The organism is uncultured Aurantimicrobium sp., from assembly GCF_936931525.1.
Taxonomy (GTDB): domain Bacteria; phylum Actinomycetota; class Actinomycetes; order Actinomycetales; family Microbacteriaceae; genus Aurantimicrobium.
This window is the reverse complement of the sequence record NZ_CAKZII010000084.1, coordinates 1-14,920: the sequence shown is the minus strand read 5'-3', so window position 1 is coordinate 14,920 and position 14,920 is coordinate 1. Positions and strand designations below refer to the sequence as shown.

Genomic DNA, 14,920 nt, shown 5'->3' with positions numbered 1-14,920 from the left:
GGCCTCCACTGATGTGGGGGCCTTATTTGTTTTCTGCGCCTTATCGCCTTCCATAGCTGGCAACGACATTCACCATACGTTCTAAGGCATAAATTGGGTCGCGCGAAGCACCCTTTACATTCGCATCAGTTTGAGCGATGACTTCTATGGCATTGCCTAAGCCTGTTTCACTCCATCCAGAGAGGTCTTTACGGGCTCTATCAATTTGCCAAGGTGCTGCGCCTAGTGAGCCAGCTAATTCCCCAGAACTTCGACGCTCCCCATACAACTTCGCCATCAATCTGAGTTTGGCGGCAAAAGTAGCAACGATGGGTACAGGATCGGCGCCCGATTGCAACGCGTGTCGCAACGTGACAAGTGCATCACCTAAACGTCCCGCAACAGCTGAGTCCACGACTTTGAAGGCTGTCGCTTCAATACGTCCACCGTAGTAATCCTCAACGGTTCGATCTGTGATGTCCCCATCAGCATCCGCAATAAGTTGCTGACAAGCATTAGCGAGTTCTGAACCAGATCCAGAAAAGGCTTGGACGAGTGAACGCAAAGCGCTGGGAGCAATCTTTCTCCCAGCTAACCTGAATTCATTTCCTGCGAAATCGAACTTATCGTTATCGCTTTTGAGTTCAGCACAGACAACTTCGACTGCTCCTCCTGTGCCTGAGCGCAAGGTATCAAGGAGTTTCTTACCTCTCACTCCCCCGCCATGCCTGAGGACAACCGTGGTGTCTGAATCAGGTGCTTCTGCGTATTCCAGCATTTCTGCAAGAAATTCGTCATTGCACTTTTCAACATCACTCACTCGTATCAGGCGAGGTTCCCCAAAGAGAGAGGGGCTAGCCAAGGTTAGGAGCTCTCCAGATACATAAGAACTGGCATCTAAATCGCTTACTTCCAGGGAGGCATCTGCTTCACGCAACGTTTCGCGAATCCGCTGAATAGCTCGATCTGCAAGGAAGCTTTCAGCTCCAGAAACTAAGACGATTGGAGCGGGCTTGGCGTTGTTCCACGAGAGTTGCTCAATCGCGTTCTTTGCCTTACCTGCCATAGATTCAGCCTAACGCTCAGTCCAGACACTCAGACCAGAAGTCTCCGGGCTGATCAGAATTAGGCCATCCTCATCTGTTCTGGGAATGAGGGCGCCCATTTCAGTTAACAGTGTGAGGGTTTCTTGACGTGGATGGTCGTATTCATTGTCCTGTCCGACAGAAAAAAGTCCTATTGAAGGTTTGAGTTGTGAATAGAAAGTTGAACTCTGGTCTGCAGAACCATGATGTGCAACTTTCACAACGTCTACATGAGGCATATCTATATCTCGCATCAATTCCAGCTGGGATTCTTTACCTAGGTCACCGAGAAAGAGCGCACGATAGTGAGGAAAAGCTACCAATAATGTCACCGAACCTGGATTGCCAACTTCCATGACCGGGTGTTGTCCATCAGGCCACAAGACCTTCCAACTAGCTAAGCCGAGTGTTCCCTCAAGATCCTGCAATCCCCTTTCTACAGAAGCTCCAGATTGGCTCAGCTGTGAAAGTAAGGATTGATCCTCTGTGTTCTCAGGAAGTCCGACGATTGCCCTCTCAACTTTTCCAATTACTGAATCAAGTCCTCCAACATGATCTTTGTCGTAATGCGTGAGTACAAGCACGTCTATGTGTGTAATGGAAAGTTTCTCTAGACACTCACGCATTGGAGCTGGCTTTCTGCCAACGTCAATGACCATAATTTGGCCCTCGCTTCGCAGAACTAAACCATCACCCTGTCCAACATCACATGCAGCAATCTCCCAGTTGGGCGGTAGGGAGTTCGTGAAACGAACCGTTGAGATAACTGAAAGAGAAAGCCAGACAACAACTGAAATAACAAGTACCGTCCCTGTGGCTACTTGAACGTTTTTGTTCGTTGATAAAAGAACAACCAATGTGAGGAGGGACAATAAACCAGCTGAAATACTCCCAATAACTCCCTCAAACCAGGGAATGTGAGATTGAGGCAATGCAGCCACAAACTGCGCGGTTTGCCCGATCCATTCGGCCGGCAGCCATGCACACCACAAAACAAGGGTTGCTAGCAAAGGAAAAACGGCAACTAACACACAAGCTATGAGCCCCAAGATTGTTGCCATGGGTGCTGCAGGAGCAGCCAATACATTGGCAAGGATTCCATAGGTGGGCAGCTGCGGAGCTAACAAGATGATGAAAGGTTGACACATCAACTGGGCAGCCAATGGCACAGCAACCAGTGTTGCCAACCATAATGGCAGCCACCTAGAGAGACTCGCTGTCAAGGGTTGCGAAAAGAGGAGGAGCCCCGCAGTCGCAACCACCGACAGGATAAAACCAAAGTCAATTGCCCACCAAGGATTCCACAACAACATCAGCATCGTGGCGGAGGCAAGTAAAGGAATTCCCGTTCCTGGGCGTCCACCCAACCAAGAAAAGATCACGATTGAGGCCATAACCGCAGCTCTCAGGACACTTGGTTGAGGAGTCACAAGGATTACGAAGGCAACAAGGGCAACGAAAGCAATAACTAAGCGTGTTTTCCTCCCAGCCCCACAGATTGCAGCGAGAGCCATCACGCTGGCCGTGACAATGACGCAATTAGCTCCTGATACCGCAGTGATGTGAGTTAACGAGACAGTCTTCATCGCTTCCGAGAGATGCTCAGAAACCCTGCTGGTATTTCCGATAGCTAAACCAGCAATCAGCTCTCCGCCAAAGCTGGGGAGACCAGAAGAAGCATCAAGGAACCGTTGCCGCAATTCTTCTGCCCACAGTGACCACCACGGAATCTCTGCTTCAGGGACATGGTCCCAGGGTTGCCGTTCGATGTGATTCGGGCTCAGCACCGCATAAGCAAAAAACAATGATCCGACAGCAATGAAACACATACCCAAGGAAGGAATCAGCCTGATTACATACAATCCAGACAACAACAGCACGGCCACAAGCGAAATCAAGAGAGGTTGACCAAGCACCGGACCAGAAGGTGAGAGTAACAGCAGTACTGCTAAAGCAATCCACGCAATGAATACCGGCAGTGCTAAACGAAAATCAGTTTGAAAACGAACTGATTTCATAACGTGACGAGATCTTTGAGTCCCGCAAACAACTTGTCCCCAATGCCAGAAATATCATTGAGCTGCTCAATTGAAGTAAAACCACCTTGAGTTTCTCGCCATGACACGATTCGTTCGGCCAAAGTTGGACCAATTCCTGGCAGTGAATCCAATTGCTCAACTGTTGCCTGATTGAGAGACAGAGCTTTCTGCGCACCTGGTCCCGCAGATGCTGTACAGCCATCAATTAGTGAGGGTATGGAGAGTTGCTCTCCGTCTTTGATTTCACGCGCCAAATTGATGCCACATTCTGATGCAGTCTCTTTAAGGCCGCCAGCAGACATCACTGCATCAATCACTCTGGAGCCAACTTCCAGTTCATAGATCCCGGGCGAATGTACTTCCCCAACAACATGGATGAGAACAGTGCCAAATGAAGATTGTTCAAGAGATGACGAAGGAGTGAGAGTCGGTGAGAGATCAGGAGAAAGTTCGACCTTTGTTACTGCTGAAGAAATACTTGACGTGATTATTGCGAAAACGATCAGTGTTATTCCTGCAATTGCTGCAACACCAGAAATGATCTTTATTCGGAACCGACTCCGAGTAGCGCCCTTGTTGAAATCATCCTCGTTGAATTCATCGTCAAGTCCACACACGTGTCGAACAATCTGCTTTGCCCACTTCATATGGGGAACTTATTGATCGAAAAGGTATGTTTTTGTCGCAAAGAAAAGAGTGTGGACATCCTCAGAGTCTTGACAAGGTGGTGAACTACAGGCGAGCCACCTGCGCCTATTACCGTGCACGCAATACGGTGAAGACGTGAGCATCGTGTCCAATGTGCAGTCAAAGAAACGCATACCGTTTCTCCAACTTGCAAAGACGATCATCGCGACATTGCTGGCATGGTTCGCTGCGCTTGCTGTTTACCCCAACGAGCAGCCCATCTTTGCGGCTATTGCCGCAATCATTGTTATCCAGCCGAGCATCAATCAATCTCTTGGCAAAGCAATTGAAAGAAGTACGGGCGTCGTTCTCGGCGTCGCCATCGCTCTAGTTGCAAGCTTAATTTTTGGAACCCCAAGTTGGCTTGTCCTCGCTGCAATTATGGTTGCTTTCATTGCAGGGTGGGTCTTTAAGTTCACCCCTGGAACAGCAAACCAAATCGCCATTAGCGCGATGCTCGTTATCGCCATTGGCTCTGCTACTCCTGAATATGCGATTGGCCGCATCGTAGAGACGATTATTGGTGCAAGTATCGCCTTCGTTGTCAACGCGGTCATTGTTCCGCCTGTGGCTATAGGCCCCTCACAACAAGCAATCGCCTCCTTGGGTGCAAACATTGCTGAAGTCCTCGAAGACATCGGTAGTGTTTTGCGTCGTGAAACCAGCTATGAAGTTCTGTCCAATATCAATACACGTGCTCGTGATCTGAGACCTCAACTTGATCGAGCGCAGGCAACCTTGCGCTCAGCACAAGAAGGCCTCCGCTTCAATGTCTTCAAAGGGACGCATGGGAAAGAGTTAGATTCCCAGCAACAACTACTTGAACAACTTGCTGTACTCGTGACACGCACAATCGGAGTCGCTCGTGGCGTCCGTGATAACTACGACGAAACAGTCATAGCTGAACCTGGAATTGCCCAGATAGCTGAAGAGTTCCTTCGCTCAGGCCATGATCTTCGACTTCTGGTCCGAGATGCTGGTTTGCCTGCAACAAACCAAGCTCATCCTGATACTCAAGAAATGCCCGCTTTGACGGAACCCATCAGGTTGAGCCCACCATCAGGATTGAACTGGGTTCTGATTGGGTTTTTGATGGAAAATCTTCGCCGAATTAGAGATGAAATCACGGGAACGGGCGACTAATACGTCACCTTGACAAAGCAACGCTCGTCACAGGGCGGCATCCACGTCTGAGCCTCAGGATATAGAAGACGACGCATGGTCAAAACTCTTCTCACAGAGTTATCAAGCTGCTGAGTTGATATTTGTCCCGACTGAACTGTTGAGACAACACCAGTAACAATTGATTCGGCATCAAAATTTACGTTGGGAACATACAACAAAACATCATTCCCAGCAGCAAGTGCAAGAACAGCATTATTCGCTCGGTCTGAATACTCAGGCATTCCTGAATTTTCCAGCATGGTCATGTCATCGGTCACGATCACACCTGTGAAGCCCAGTTGCTCTCGTAATACCTTGTGCCAGGTAGAAGAGAGAGACGACGGCAGGCCATCCACCGCGGGAAACGATAAATGACCAAACATCACCATCGACGTTCCCGCATCAATACCCGCTTGAAACGGGATTGCGTCGCCTGAAAGCCATTGGTCATAAGTCAATGGGGATGTGGGAATACCTATGTGTGAATCACCTGGAGCGCTTCCGTGACCGGGGAAATGTTTGATTGTGCTCAGCACAGAAGAGTCTTCTCCAGAAACCGCTGCGGTAACTCGCTCCGCGACAGAGGAAGCATCAAGACCAAAAGATCGGCCATAAATAAACGAACTGGGATCACTCGACACATCGGCAACGATTCCAAAATTCAGATTCACACCCACACTCTTCAAGAGTTCCCCTCGGGATGAGAACGCGGAAAAGGTCGAAGCTACTGGTTCGTTGCGGAGAGAATCCGCTCCCGCATAGCCGTCATAGGGAAGACGTTTGACCAATCCACCCTCTTCGTCGATGCCAATCAATCGAGGTAGTTCAGTATTTCCCATGACAGCAGCAGTGACTGAAGAAAGTTCTTGTGGGGTCTCAGGGACATTACTGCCCATCACAATGAATCCGCCTAGTTCATTAGAAGAAACGAAACTCGAAAGAGCTGCAGGATCTGTACCAGGCGTATTTGCAATGATGAGCGAACGAATCTTTTGCTCGAGTGACATTGACTCGAGCTTGCTCTCGACATAAAAATCGACAGGATGAGAACCCCATTGTTCTGCCTGAGGAGCAACATAAATGGGTGTGTAATTCTCAGGGTTGCCATAGCGGTCTATTTCTGGCTCCGAGATGCCAAAAGTTCCCAAGGCTGCCGTCACCAGAGTTCCGCTGATCACAGCGGCCCATAGTCCTAACGGGTGTTTGGTCTTGCCCACCCTTGGAGTTTAGCTAGGCGAGGGACAGAAACAGCTTCTCAAGCTCTGCAACAGTTGGAGCATTCTTATCTGCTGAATCACCGGATGTCATGCATTCCTGCATCGCCTTAGCAATGATGGCAAAGCCTGCTTTGTCGATTGCTCCGGAAACAGCTGAAAGCTGAGTGACAACAGCTCTGCAGTCGCCTCCTGCTTCCACCGCAGTAATCACTGCAGCAAGTTGGCCTTGAGCGCGCTTGAGGCGATTAACTATGGCCTTGTGTTCCTCGGGGGTTACGTCAGTCATTTCTGATCTCCTTTCGAAGCCATTCCGGCCTTCCATGTGAGGTAGCCACCATCTAGGTTGACCGCCTCAATTCCTTCTTGAGTGAGAATTCGGGTAGCAGTGTGACCACGTTGGCCAACTTGACAATGCACGACAACTTTCTTTCCGCGAAGCTCGTGAAGATTTTCTCTCAAAGTATCTAAAGGAATATTCATACTCTCCGGCATAGATCCGAACTTATGTTCTCCGGTTGTGCGGACATCAAGAACATCCCAACCTTCGGAGCGATACTTTTCAAGTTCATGCCACTCAATAGTGGAAGTAAAACCTTCAGCAACATTGCGGTTGATGTAACCCAACATATTGATGGGGTCCTTAGCGGAACCGTGCTGTGGGTCATAAGCGAGCTCTAGTTGAGCGAGAGCACTAGCTTTGATTCCTGCAAACATTGCTGTTGCAATCACATCAATGCGCTTATCAACTCCGCTACCGCCCACACCCTGAGCACCAAGAATCTGGTCAGTATCGGCATCGACAATAAGTTTGAGTCTCATGGTTTCAGCACCCGGATAGTACGCAGCATGATTTGCAGGGTGCGCATGAACGATGCGAATATTGCGGCCTTCAGCTCGTAGTGCTGTTTCTGTCCAACCGACTGATGCAGCTGCAAGACCCTCAAACGTGACGATAGAGGTTCCCAAAGCAGGGGTTGCTGGCACCACTGGTGCGTGCGCAATTGCATTGGCCACAGAGTGTCCGTGACGATTAGCTAGGCCTGCAAGAGTGGCCAATCTAGGTTCTCCAGAAATGGCATCGGTTTTCTCAGCTGCGTCACCGACTGCGAAGATGCTTGGATCACTGGTGCGCTGTTCGGCGTCTGCCCAAATGCCTCCATTTTCACCAATTCTGAGACCTGCAAGCTGGGCGAGACCAATCTCTGGTCGAACACCCATGGCAGAAAAAATAACATCCGCAGCAATTTCTTCACCGGTCGACAGAGTGACAGTCTTCTTGGTGAATTCGACTGCTGTCGTGTTGAAGCGAATATCGATACCCGCTGAGCGCATCCGGGTAGTCAACATCACAGCCATCTCTGGATCGAGATTCTTCATCAACTGGTTTCCGCGTTGAAGCATTGTGACTGCAATGTCTCGCTTTACGAGGTTTTCAGCAACCTCGATGCCAATGAAGCCGCCACCAATCACCAACGCAGTTGATGGCTTAGAACCCAACCAGGCCATGGCACGGTCAAGGTCCTCGATGTCTCGCATGGACATCGCACGGTCAGCTCCTGGCTGTCCCGGCATAACAGGCGCGGCGCCGGGAGAAAGAACGAGATAGTCGTAGGACTCTACGTAGTCTGTCTTCGTTTCTAAATTCCGGACCGTAACCGTCTTTGATTCACGATTGATGTCCACGACTTCACTTTTGACGCGAACATCCAGGGCAAAACGTGCAGCTAAAGACGCTGGAGTTTGCAGCATCAGTGAGGAACGTTGTTCGATAGTTCCACTCAGGTGGTAAGGCAGGCCACAGTTCGCAAAGGAAACATAACCGCTTCTTTCCAGTACGACAATTTCAGCTTTTTCATCAAGTCGACGAAGACGTGTAGCGGCGGACATGCCGCCAGCAACGCCACCAACGACTACTACTTTAAGTGCTTGTGACATGACACAATCATATACCCCTAGGGGTATCTTTACGAGTTGTTACTTTGCCATTTCGGAAAGTAGCTCACGTACCCGAGGCACGACTACTTCACCATAAAGTTTGATACTGCTCATCAGGTGCTCATGAGGCAGAGTTCCCAAACTGTATTTAAGATCAAAACGAGAAATCCCTAGACCATGAATGCTTCGAGCTAGTTTCTGAGCAACTGTTTCAGGTGAACCCGCAAAAAGTGCTCCTTCAGGACCAGCTTCATGCTCAAATTGTGCACGAGTCAGCGGCGGCCACCCACGGGTGCGGCCAATGCGCTCATGCATCACTTGATAGTGAGGGAACATCAAGTTCTTTGCCTCGTCATCAGTTTCAGCTATGAATCCAGGTGAATGCTGTCCGATGGGGAGAGTTTCAAGTTCCAGCTGCGCAAGAGCCTGGTGATAAAGGTCAACGTAGGGCCTAAAACGCAGAGGGTCTCCCCCAATGATGGCAAGCATTAAAGGAAGACCGTATTGAGCGGCACGAACAACTGACTGTGGACTCCCGCCAACTCCGATCCAGGTCTTAAGCTTTCCGCCCTCGACAGTGGGATAGACAGATTGTTCCTGAAGAGGAGGACGGATAGTGCCTTGCCATGACACGGGTCCCCCGTTGACCAGATGAGCAAACAAATCAAGCTTCTCTTCGAAGAGCTTCTCGTAGTCCTGCAGATCGAAGCCAAACAAGGGGAAAGACTCAGTAAATGAACCGCGACCCACGATTACTTCTGCACGACCGTTGGAGACAGCATCAAGAGTTGAAAACTTCTGGAACACCCGGATGGGGTCATCCGAACTCAGGACTGTAACTGCTGAACCCAGGTGGATGTTCTTCGTTTGCGCAGCTATTGAAGCCAATAAAACCTCTGGAGAAGAAACGGCAAAATCATCGCGATGATGTTCCCCAATGCCAAAGAAGTTCAGACCAACTTCATCAGCTAGAACAGCCTCGGCGGCTACATTTCGCAGAACTTGCGCCTGTGACACAGGTTTTCCTTGCAGATCAACGGTGACATCACCGAAAGTATCAAGTCCAAATTCAATTTCTTGCGCCACTAAGTGCCCTTAACTGTGTGATTCCCGTCAACACTCAGGATAAGCGGATTGAACCGAGTTCTATTCCCAAACCTCTCAGATATGGCAGACTAGTTACTGGTGGTAGCCAACGGTGGTTATCACTTTCCATTCACAACGGATCGTCCGGCACGTACCTGCCGGTGAAGGAGCAGTAATAGTCATGGCTACAGTTACATTTGATAACGCCACTCGCCTCTACCCCGGCACCACAAAGCCCGCAGTAGACAAAATCAACCTCAAGGTTGAAGACGGCGAATTCCTCGTACTTGTCGGACCTTCTGGTTGCGGTAAGTCAACTACCTTGCGCATGCTTGCGGGCCTCGAAGAGGTCAACGGCGGACGCATCTTGATTGGTGACCGCGATGTCACTGACGTTCCCCCCAAGGACCGCGACATCGCTATGGTTTTCCAGAATTACGCTCTGTACCCACACATGACTGTGGCAGAGAACATGGGCTTCGCTCTGAAGATTGCCGGCATCAAAAAGGAAGAACGTGCAGAGCGCGTTCTGGAAGCAGCCAAGCTTCTTGACCTCGAGCAGTACCTCGACCGTAAGCCCAAGGCACTTTCTGGTGGTCAACGTCAGCGTGTAGCTATGGGTCGCGCCATTGTGCGTAAGCCTCAGGTATTCCTCATGGATGAACCACTGTCTAACTTGGATGCAAAGCTTCGCGTTCAGACTCGTACCCAGATTTCCTCTCTTCAGCGTCGTCTTGGTGTCACTACTGTTTATGTGACCCATGACCAGGTCGAAGCTCTCACCATGGGTGACCGCATCGCTGTTCTCAAGGATGGTCTGCTCCAGCAGGTTGGAACACCTCGTGACCTCTACGAACGTCCAGCAAACAAGTTCGTCGCTGGCTTCATTGGCTCCCCTGCGATGAACTTGTTCCCCTCCAAGGTTGTTTCAGGTGGCGTTGAGTTTGGCAACACTGTTGCAAAAGTTGACGCAGAAGTTACCAAGAAGGCTTCTGGTGCAGTCACCGTAGGTATTCGTCCAGAAGACCTCACCGTCAACAAGGACAAGGGCCTCAAGATCAAGGTTGATGTAGTCGAGGAGCTCGGCGCAGATGGCTACCTCTACGGTCACGTGACCATTGATGGCAATGAGCACAACATCACAGTACGCGTGGATGGTCGCGACCACCCCATGCGTGGAGATGAAGTATTCGTACTCCCCACTGAAAAGCACATTCACGTCTTCGACGCTGAATCTGGGGAACGCCTATCAGGAGCAGTAGCTCACTAGTTCCCTGCACGAATCCTCAGGATTCTTCAATTCATCTCGTGCAACGTTGCCCGCGGTCAGTTCTCTGATCGCGGGCAACTCACTTAACAGAAGAGAAAACCGATGAGCGGCTCCCTCAACATCACGGCAGCAACCGTTGAACCTGGTTTGCTTGCGCTGCCCTGGGATATCCCCTTGGATAGCTGGCCAGATGACACCATCACGGCTTTGCCAAAAGGTATTTCACGTCACATTGTGCGCTTTGCTCAATTAGATGGTTACGTCATCGCCATCAAAGAAACAACAGATGAAATGGCGCAAGGCGAATATGAAATGCTTCGCAACTTGCAAAAAATCGACGTCCCGTGCGTTGAACCCGTGGCGGTTATTCAGGGTAGAACCGATGTGGAAGGAAACGCTCTTCCTTCAGCGTTGGTGACACGTCATCTCAAGTTTTCTATGCCCTTCAGAGCTTTGTATTCGACCACACTTCGACCTGAAACAGCTCAACGCCTGGTTGACTCGCTAGCGCTTCTCTTGGTGCGTCTCCACAACGTTGGATTTTTCTGGGGCGACGTATCGCTTTCAAATACATTGTTCCGCCGAGATGCGGGCTCATTTGCGGCATACCTTGTTGATGCTGAAACCGGTCGTCTCTATGACAGCCTGACCAAAGGCCAACGAGAACACGACCTCGAAATCGCACGAGTGAATATTGCTGGCGAACTGATGGACATTCAAGCCGGCGGAAAGCTCGATGAGGGAATAGATCCTGTTGCGACAAGTGATCGCATCATGGCAAGCTACGAAACCCTCTGGCATGAACTCAATGACCCAGAGCTTCTTGAACAGAATGAACTCTGGAAAATCAACAAGCGCGTACAGCGACTGAACGAACTTGGTTTTGACATTGAAGAATTGTCCATCAAGACCGATGCAGACGGCACCAAGGTCAAGATACAACCCAAGGTTGTCGATTCCGGTCACCATGCCCGTCGCCTGCTCAGACTAACTGGGCTCGATACAGAGGAAAACCAGGCCAGACGACTGCTCAACGATCTTGATTCTTATGCAGCGACAGTCAGTCTTCTCAATCTTGATGAAGAAGTAGTTTCGCATCTCTGGCTGACGAGAGTATTTGAACCAGTTATTCGAGCTGTTCCAGATAACTTGGATAGCAAACTTGAACCAGCAGAAGTATTCCACCAAGTACTCGAACACCGCTGGTTCATGTCTCAGGAACAAGCCCGAGATGTCCCCCTCAACGAAGCTGTGCGTGACTACATCGAGAACGTGTTGCAATACCGCAGAGATGAAGAAGTCGTGATCAGTCCCCCTACGGGCACTTTTACCGCAGCCGTCAACATCATCCGAGATGACGACGATTTTGAATACAACGACGAACCTATGCCTCCGCGTGGTGCAGATGAACCTGAGCGAGATTGGCGCGACCTGGTTTAGCCTGTAGTCATGCGTGCCGCTGTAGCCACTAGCCAAAACCATGACAACCCGCTTGAAGGTCTTGTCCTTCAGGAGATGCCTAACCCTGAGGTTCCAACAGGGTGGGCTCGTGTTCGCCTTGTAGCCGCTTCGCTCAACCCACACGATGTGTGGACACTTCGAGGTGTAGGTCACCCGGCAGAACGCATACCCATGATCCTGGGATGTGACGGCGCCGGTTACACAGATGATGGCCAGGCCGTAATCATCTATCCCGTGGTCGCTGATGCTGCGCGTGGCATGGGTGATATGACCATGGACCCACAACGCTCCATTATCAGTGAGTTGTATAACGGCACTTTTGCTGAATACATCACTGTTCCTGAAAGCAGTCTTGTCCCCAAACCAGAATGGCTCTCTTTTGACGAGGCTGCCGCAATGGGGATTGCCTGGGGAACTGCGTATCGCATGCTCTTCACCCGCGCAGGTCTCACTGCTGGTGACCGCGTTCTCGTGCAAGGAGCCTCAGGCGGTGTTGCGAGTGCGGCTATATCGCTCGCTAAGGCCGCAGGAGCAACTGTGTATGTAACAGCGCGTGATGAACGTAAACGCCAGTTTGCGCTCGATTTGGGAGCTGATGAAGCATTTGAACCAGGGGCGCGCCTACCTCAACGCGTAGACATCGTTGTGGAGACAGTTGGTGAAGCCACCTGGTCTCACTCTCTCAAGTCGTTACGCCCAGGTGGAACCGTGGTTATTTGCGGAGCAACTTCGGGCCCCAATGCCAACGCAGACTTGAATCGAATTTTCTACCAACAACTCAGCATCGTTGGTTCCACTACCTGCACACTCGCCGAGTTCTATAACTGTCTGCGAGTGATGGAGGAATCAGGAGCACGGCCAACTATTGACCACGTTGTGGACTTGGACCAGATTCACCAGGGTTTCGAATCCCTGATTGCAGGAAACAATCTAGGAAAGATCGTTGTTCACATCAGTGAAGAAAAATAAGTTCTAGAGAACTTTCTTCACAACAGAAGACTTGAGCTGCATCTGGCCAAAGCCATCAACTTTGCAGTCAATGTCATGACCATCTGAGGCGTCTGGGACCAAACGGATATTGCGCACCTTGGTGCCAACTTTGATGTCTTGTGGGAAACCCTTCACCTTGAGTCCCTTGACAACGGTAACGGTGTCGCCATCAGCAAGAATGTTTCCGACGGAATCCTTGATAATCGACGAATCGTTTGCCTGATCTTCTTCAGGGTTCCATTCGTGAGCACATTCTGGGCAAACCAGGAGTGCACCCATCTCGTAGGTGTATTCACTTGAACAGTGCGGGCAAGGGGGCAGAGTTTCTGACATGTCAATCCTTTGAACCTCGAAAACATATCACGTAGCCTTGGGGCATGAAGATAGCCCTCGCTAATGACCATGCAGGACTTGCACTTAAAAATGAAATTGCAACCTGGCTCACCGCTCAAGGACACCTTGTGATCGACTTCGGCACAGACAGTTCTGATCCTGCTGATTTGCCCGATCATGTGTATCCCGCAGCGCAAGCAGTTGCCAACGGAAAGGTAGACCGAGGAATCTTTGTCGATGGAGTGGGTTATGGCTCAGCGATGATTGCCAACAAGGTTCACGGGGTTTATGCGGCAGTGTGCCAAGACTCTTTTTGCGCAGAATTGGCACGCAGCCATTCAGACACCAACGTTCTCTGCATTGGCGGCAAAATCATTGGCTCCGCACTAGCGATGGAAATTGTCAGGGTGTGGATGACAACAGAGTGGCTTGGTGCGAGCGATGAGAAGTACGCACGCCGTGTTGCCAAGGTTGTTGAAATCAACGACCTAAACCTCAAACCTGTTCAGTCCTAGCTAAATCACATTTACTCCCGGTTTATCTTCAGATCCTGTTGATACATTCCACATAGAGCTGTATTTGCAAGATACGCTCGCCTTAGGGGGATGATCGTGATTCACAAGCTGCCGGTTCACACCGTGCTCATCACGACGGCAATCGCGTTGCCGAGTTTTGTGCTGGGGTCGAGCGTTGCCATTGTTGCAAGCTCAGCGTTCAATTCACCCGTAATCCTTGAAACAGTCGCTCCTCCACACTCAGAGCATGCTGACGGAAAACTCACTGTCATCAAACCAACCGAAGTTCCGGTAGTAGAAGTTGTCGTTGATGAACCGATAAGACCACAACCTCCAACACCACCGGGTGTTGAGGCATTTGTAGCAGACGCGCCGAACAACATTTCTATTTACACTCCCCCAGCAGATTTCGTCTATAACGGAACAAGGATGGTCAACGTTAGCTCTGCGGATATCCCTTCCTGGATAAGTTTTGACGTCAATAACGACAACGAACAGTCAGGCGAGGACGAAGTTTCCTGGAATTCATCTCTCTACGCTTTTTACAACAACAAGTTCGGTCAGACATATCAATACGACCCCATAGAGGTTCACGCTCACTGGTGGGGAGATCCAGCTACAAGCCCAGATCATGACTCCATCGTGAACTACATCGACAATAGAGATGCCTTGACGGTGAACTTCGTGGTGTCTGCAAACAGGGTGACTAGCATGATGCCCTTGTCATGGATGGCCACAACAACCGGATATAGAAACCCATGGGCTTGGAAGATGGAAATTGATCCACGCTTGTCGGACGACATCTACAAGACTGTGGGAGCGCTGATGTACGTTGTCGAGCTTAAGAATGGCCAGTTACAGAACGAGCCGATCCGTCTCCACAAAGAGTTCTATCCCACAGGCTGCTCAGAAATTGACGTTGTTTATCTTCGATCGTGGGTGAATAAGTTTGCCAGCGGTGAGTATGACATCAACACTGGAGAACCTTCTGTAGAAGCACCTAGCCCTAGCCCTAGCCCTAGCCCTTAGCCCAAGTGCTCAGTTTGATTAAACAAGGAAATCCTCGCAATCGCGAGGATTTCTTGTGGATCTGAGGGGACTCGAACCCCTGACCCCCTGCATGCCATGCAGGTGCGCTACCAGCTGCGCCACAGACCCG

General features: G+C 50.3%; 14 protein-coding genes and 1 tRNA gene. 6 read left to right on the top strand and 9 right to left on the bottom strand.

The window, feature by feature from the left end; genetic code table 11:
- Positions 1 to 40: 40 nt before the first annotated feature.
- The 3 genes from holA to Q0362_RS03825 are packed head-to-tail and all read right to left on the bottom strand — an operon-like array spanning position 41 to position 3,750.
- On the bottom strand, positions 41 to 1,045 hold the full coding sequence (holA, locus tag Q0362_RS03835) for a DNA polymerase III subunit delta (protein WP_298119952.1): 1,005 nt from the start codon (positions 1,043 to 1,045) through the stop codon (positions 41 to 43).
- Between the two features lie 9 nt (positions 1,046 to 1,054).
- Positions 1,055 to 3,082, bottom strand: a complete 2,028-nt coding sequence (locus Q0362_RS03830) for a ComEC/Rec2 family competence protein (protein ID WP_298119949.1) — start codon at positions 3,080 to 3,082, stop codon at positions 1,055 to 1,057.
- Entirely contained in the window at positions 3,079 to 3,750 is a 672-nt protein-coding gene (locus Q0362_RS03825; RefSeq protein WP_298119946.1) for a helix-hairpin-helix domain-containing protein, read from the bottom strand. Before Q0362_RS03825 ends, Q0362_RS03830 begins: the two co-directional genes overlap by 4 nt.
- Before the next feature lie 136 nt (positions 3,751 to 3,886).
- On the opposite strand from Q0362_RS03825, the gene Q0362_RS03820 reads away from it, so the two are divergent.
- A complete protein-coding gene (locus tag Q0362_RS03820) occupies positions 3,887 to 4,933 on the top strand; it encodes an aromatic acid exporter family protein (RefSeq protein ID WP_298119942.1) in 1,047 nt (348 codons plus the stop codon).
- Here Q0362_RS03820 and Q0362_RS03815 read toward each other — a convergent pair.
- The 4 genes from Q0362_RS03815 to Q0362_RS03800 are packed head-to-tail and all read right to left on the bottom strand — an operon-like array spanning position 4,930 to position 9,192.
- Positions 4,930 to 6,171, bottom strand: coding sequence for a glycoside hydrolase family 3 N-terminal domain-containing protein (locus Q0362_RS03815; RefSeq protein ID WP_298119939.1), 1,242 nt, complete (start codon positions 6,169 to 6,171; stop codon positions 4,930 to 4,932). The two genes, Q0362_RS03820 and Q0362_RS03815, sit on opposite strands and share 4 nt — an antisense overlap.
- Before the next feature lie 13 nt (positions 6,172 to 6,184).
- Positions 6,185 to 6,457, bottom strand: a complete 273-nt coding sequence (locus Q0362_RS03810; protein WP_298119936.1) for a metal-sensitive transcriptional regulator — start codon at positions 6,455 to 6,457, stop codon at positions 6,185 to 6,187.
- Positions 6,454 to 8,106 carry an FAD-dependent oxidoreductase gene (locus Q0362_RS03805; RefSeq protein WP_298119933.1) on the bottom strand — a complete coding sequence of 551 codons (1,653 nt, stop codon included), beginning with the start codon at positions 8,104 to 8,106 and terminating at the stop codon, positions 6,454 to 6,456. Before Q0362_RS03805 ends, Q0362_RS03810 begins: the two co-directional genes overlap by 4 nt.
- A gap of 39 nt (positions 8,107 to 8,145) precedes the next feature.
- Positions 8,146 to 9,192, bottom strand: coding sequence for an LLM class flavin-dependent oxidoreductase (locus Q0362_RS03800; RefSeq protein WP_298119930.1), 1,047 nt, complete (start codon positions 9,190 to 9,192; stop codon positions 8,146 to 8,148).
- A gap of 181 nt (positions 9,193 to 9,373) precedes the next feature.
- Between Q0362_RS03800 and ugpC the strand changes: the two genes are divergently transcribed.
- From ugpC to Q0362_RS03785, 3 genes are all read left to right on the top strand, one after another.
- Entirely contained in the window at positions 9,374 to 10,462 is a 1,089-nt protein-coding gene (gene ugpC, locus Q0362_RS03795) for an ABC transporter ATP-binding protein (protein ID WP_298119927.1), read from the top strand.
- A gap of 102 nt (positions 10,463 to 10,564) precedes the next feature.
- Positions 10,565 to 11,902: a DUF4032 domain-containing protein gene (locus Q0362_RS03790; RefSeq protein WP_298119925.1), complete on the top strand. Its 1,338-nt coding sequence runs from the start codon at positions 10,565 to 10,567 to the stop codon at positions 11,900 to 11,902.
- Positions 11,903 to 11,911: 9 nt separating this feature from the next.
- Positions 11,912 to 12,892 carry a zinc-binding dehydrogenase gene (locus Q0362_RS03785; protein ID WP_298119923.1) on the top strand — a complete coding sequence of 327 codons (981 nt, stop codon included), beginning with the start codon at positions 11,912 to 11,914 and terminating at the stop codon, positions 12,890 to 12,892.
- A 3-nt stretch (positions 12,893 to 12,895) separates the two neighbouring features.
- Here the strand turns inward: Q0362_RS03785 and Q0362_RS03780 are convergent, their stop codons facing one another.
- Positions 12,896 to 13,246, bottom strand: a complete 351-nt coding sequence (locus tag Q0362_RS03780) for a zinc ribbon domain-containing protein YjdM (RefSeq protein WP_298119921.1) — start codon at positions 13,244 to 13,246, stop codon at positions 12,896 to 12,898.
- A 44-nt stretch (positions 13,247 to 13,290) separates the two neighbouring features.
- On the opposite strand from Q0362_RS03780, the gene Q0362_RS03775 reads away from it, so the two are divergent.
- Together Q0362_RS03775 and Q0362_RS03770 are read left to right on the top strand one after the other, a co-directional pair.
- Entirely contained in the window at positions 13,291 to 13,761 is a 471-nt protein-coding gene (locus tag Q0362_RS03775; RefSeq protein WP_298119918.1) for an RpiB/LacA/LacB family sugar-phosphate isomerase, read from the top strand.
- 90 nt (positions 13,762 to 13,851) lie between these two features.
- Positions 13,852 to 14,790 (top strand): hypothetical protein, encoded by a 939-nt coding sequence (locus Q0362_RS03770; protein ID WP_298119916.1) that lies wholly within the window; start codon positions 13,852 to 13,854, stop codon positions 14,788 to 14,790.
- A 56-nt stretch (positions 14,791 to 14,846) separates the two neighbouring features.
- On the opposite strand, the gene Q0362_RS03765 is transcribed toward Q0362_RS03770, so the two are convergent.
- Positions 14,847 to 14,919: transfer RNA gene (locus tag Q0362_RS03765), tRNA-Ala, on the bottom strand.
- Position 14,920 lies beyond the last annotated feature (1 nt).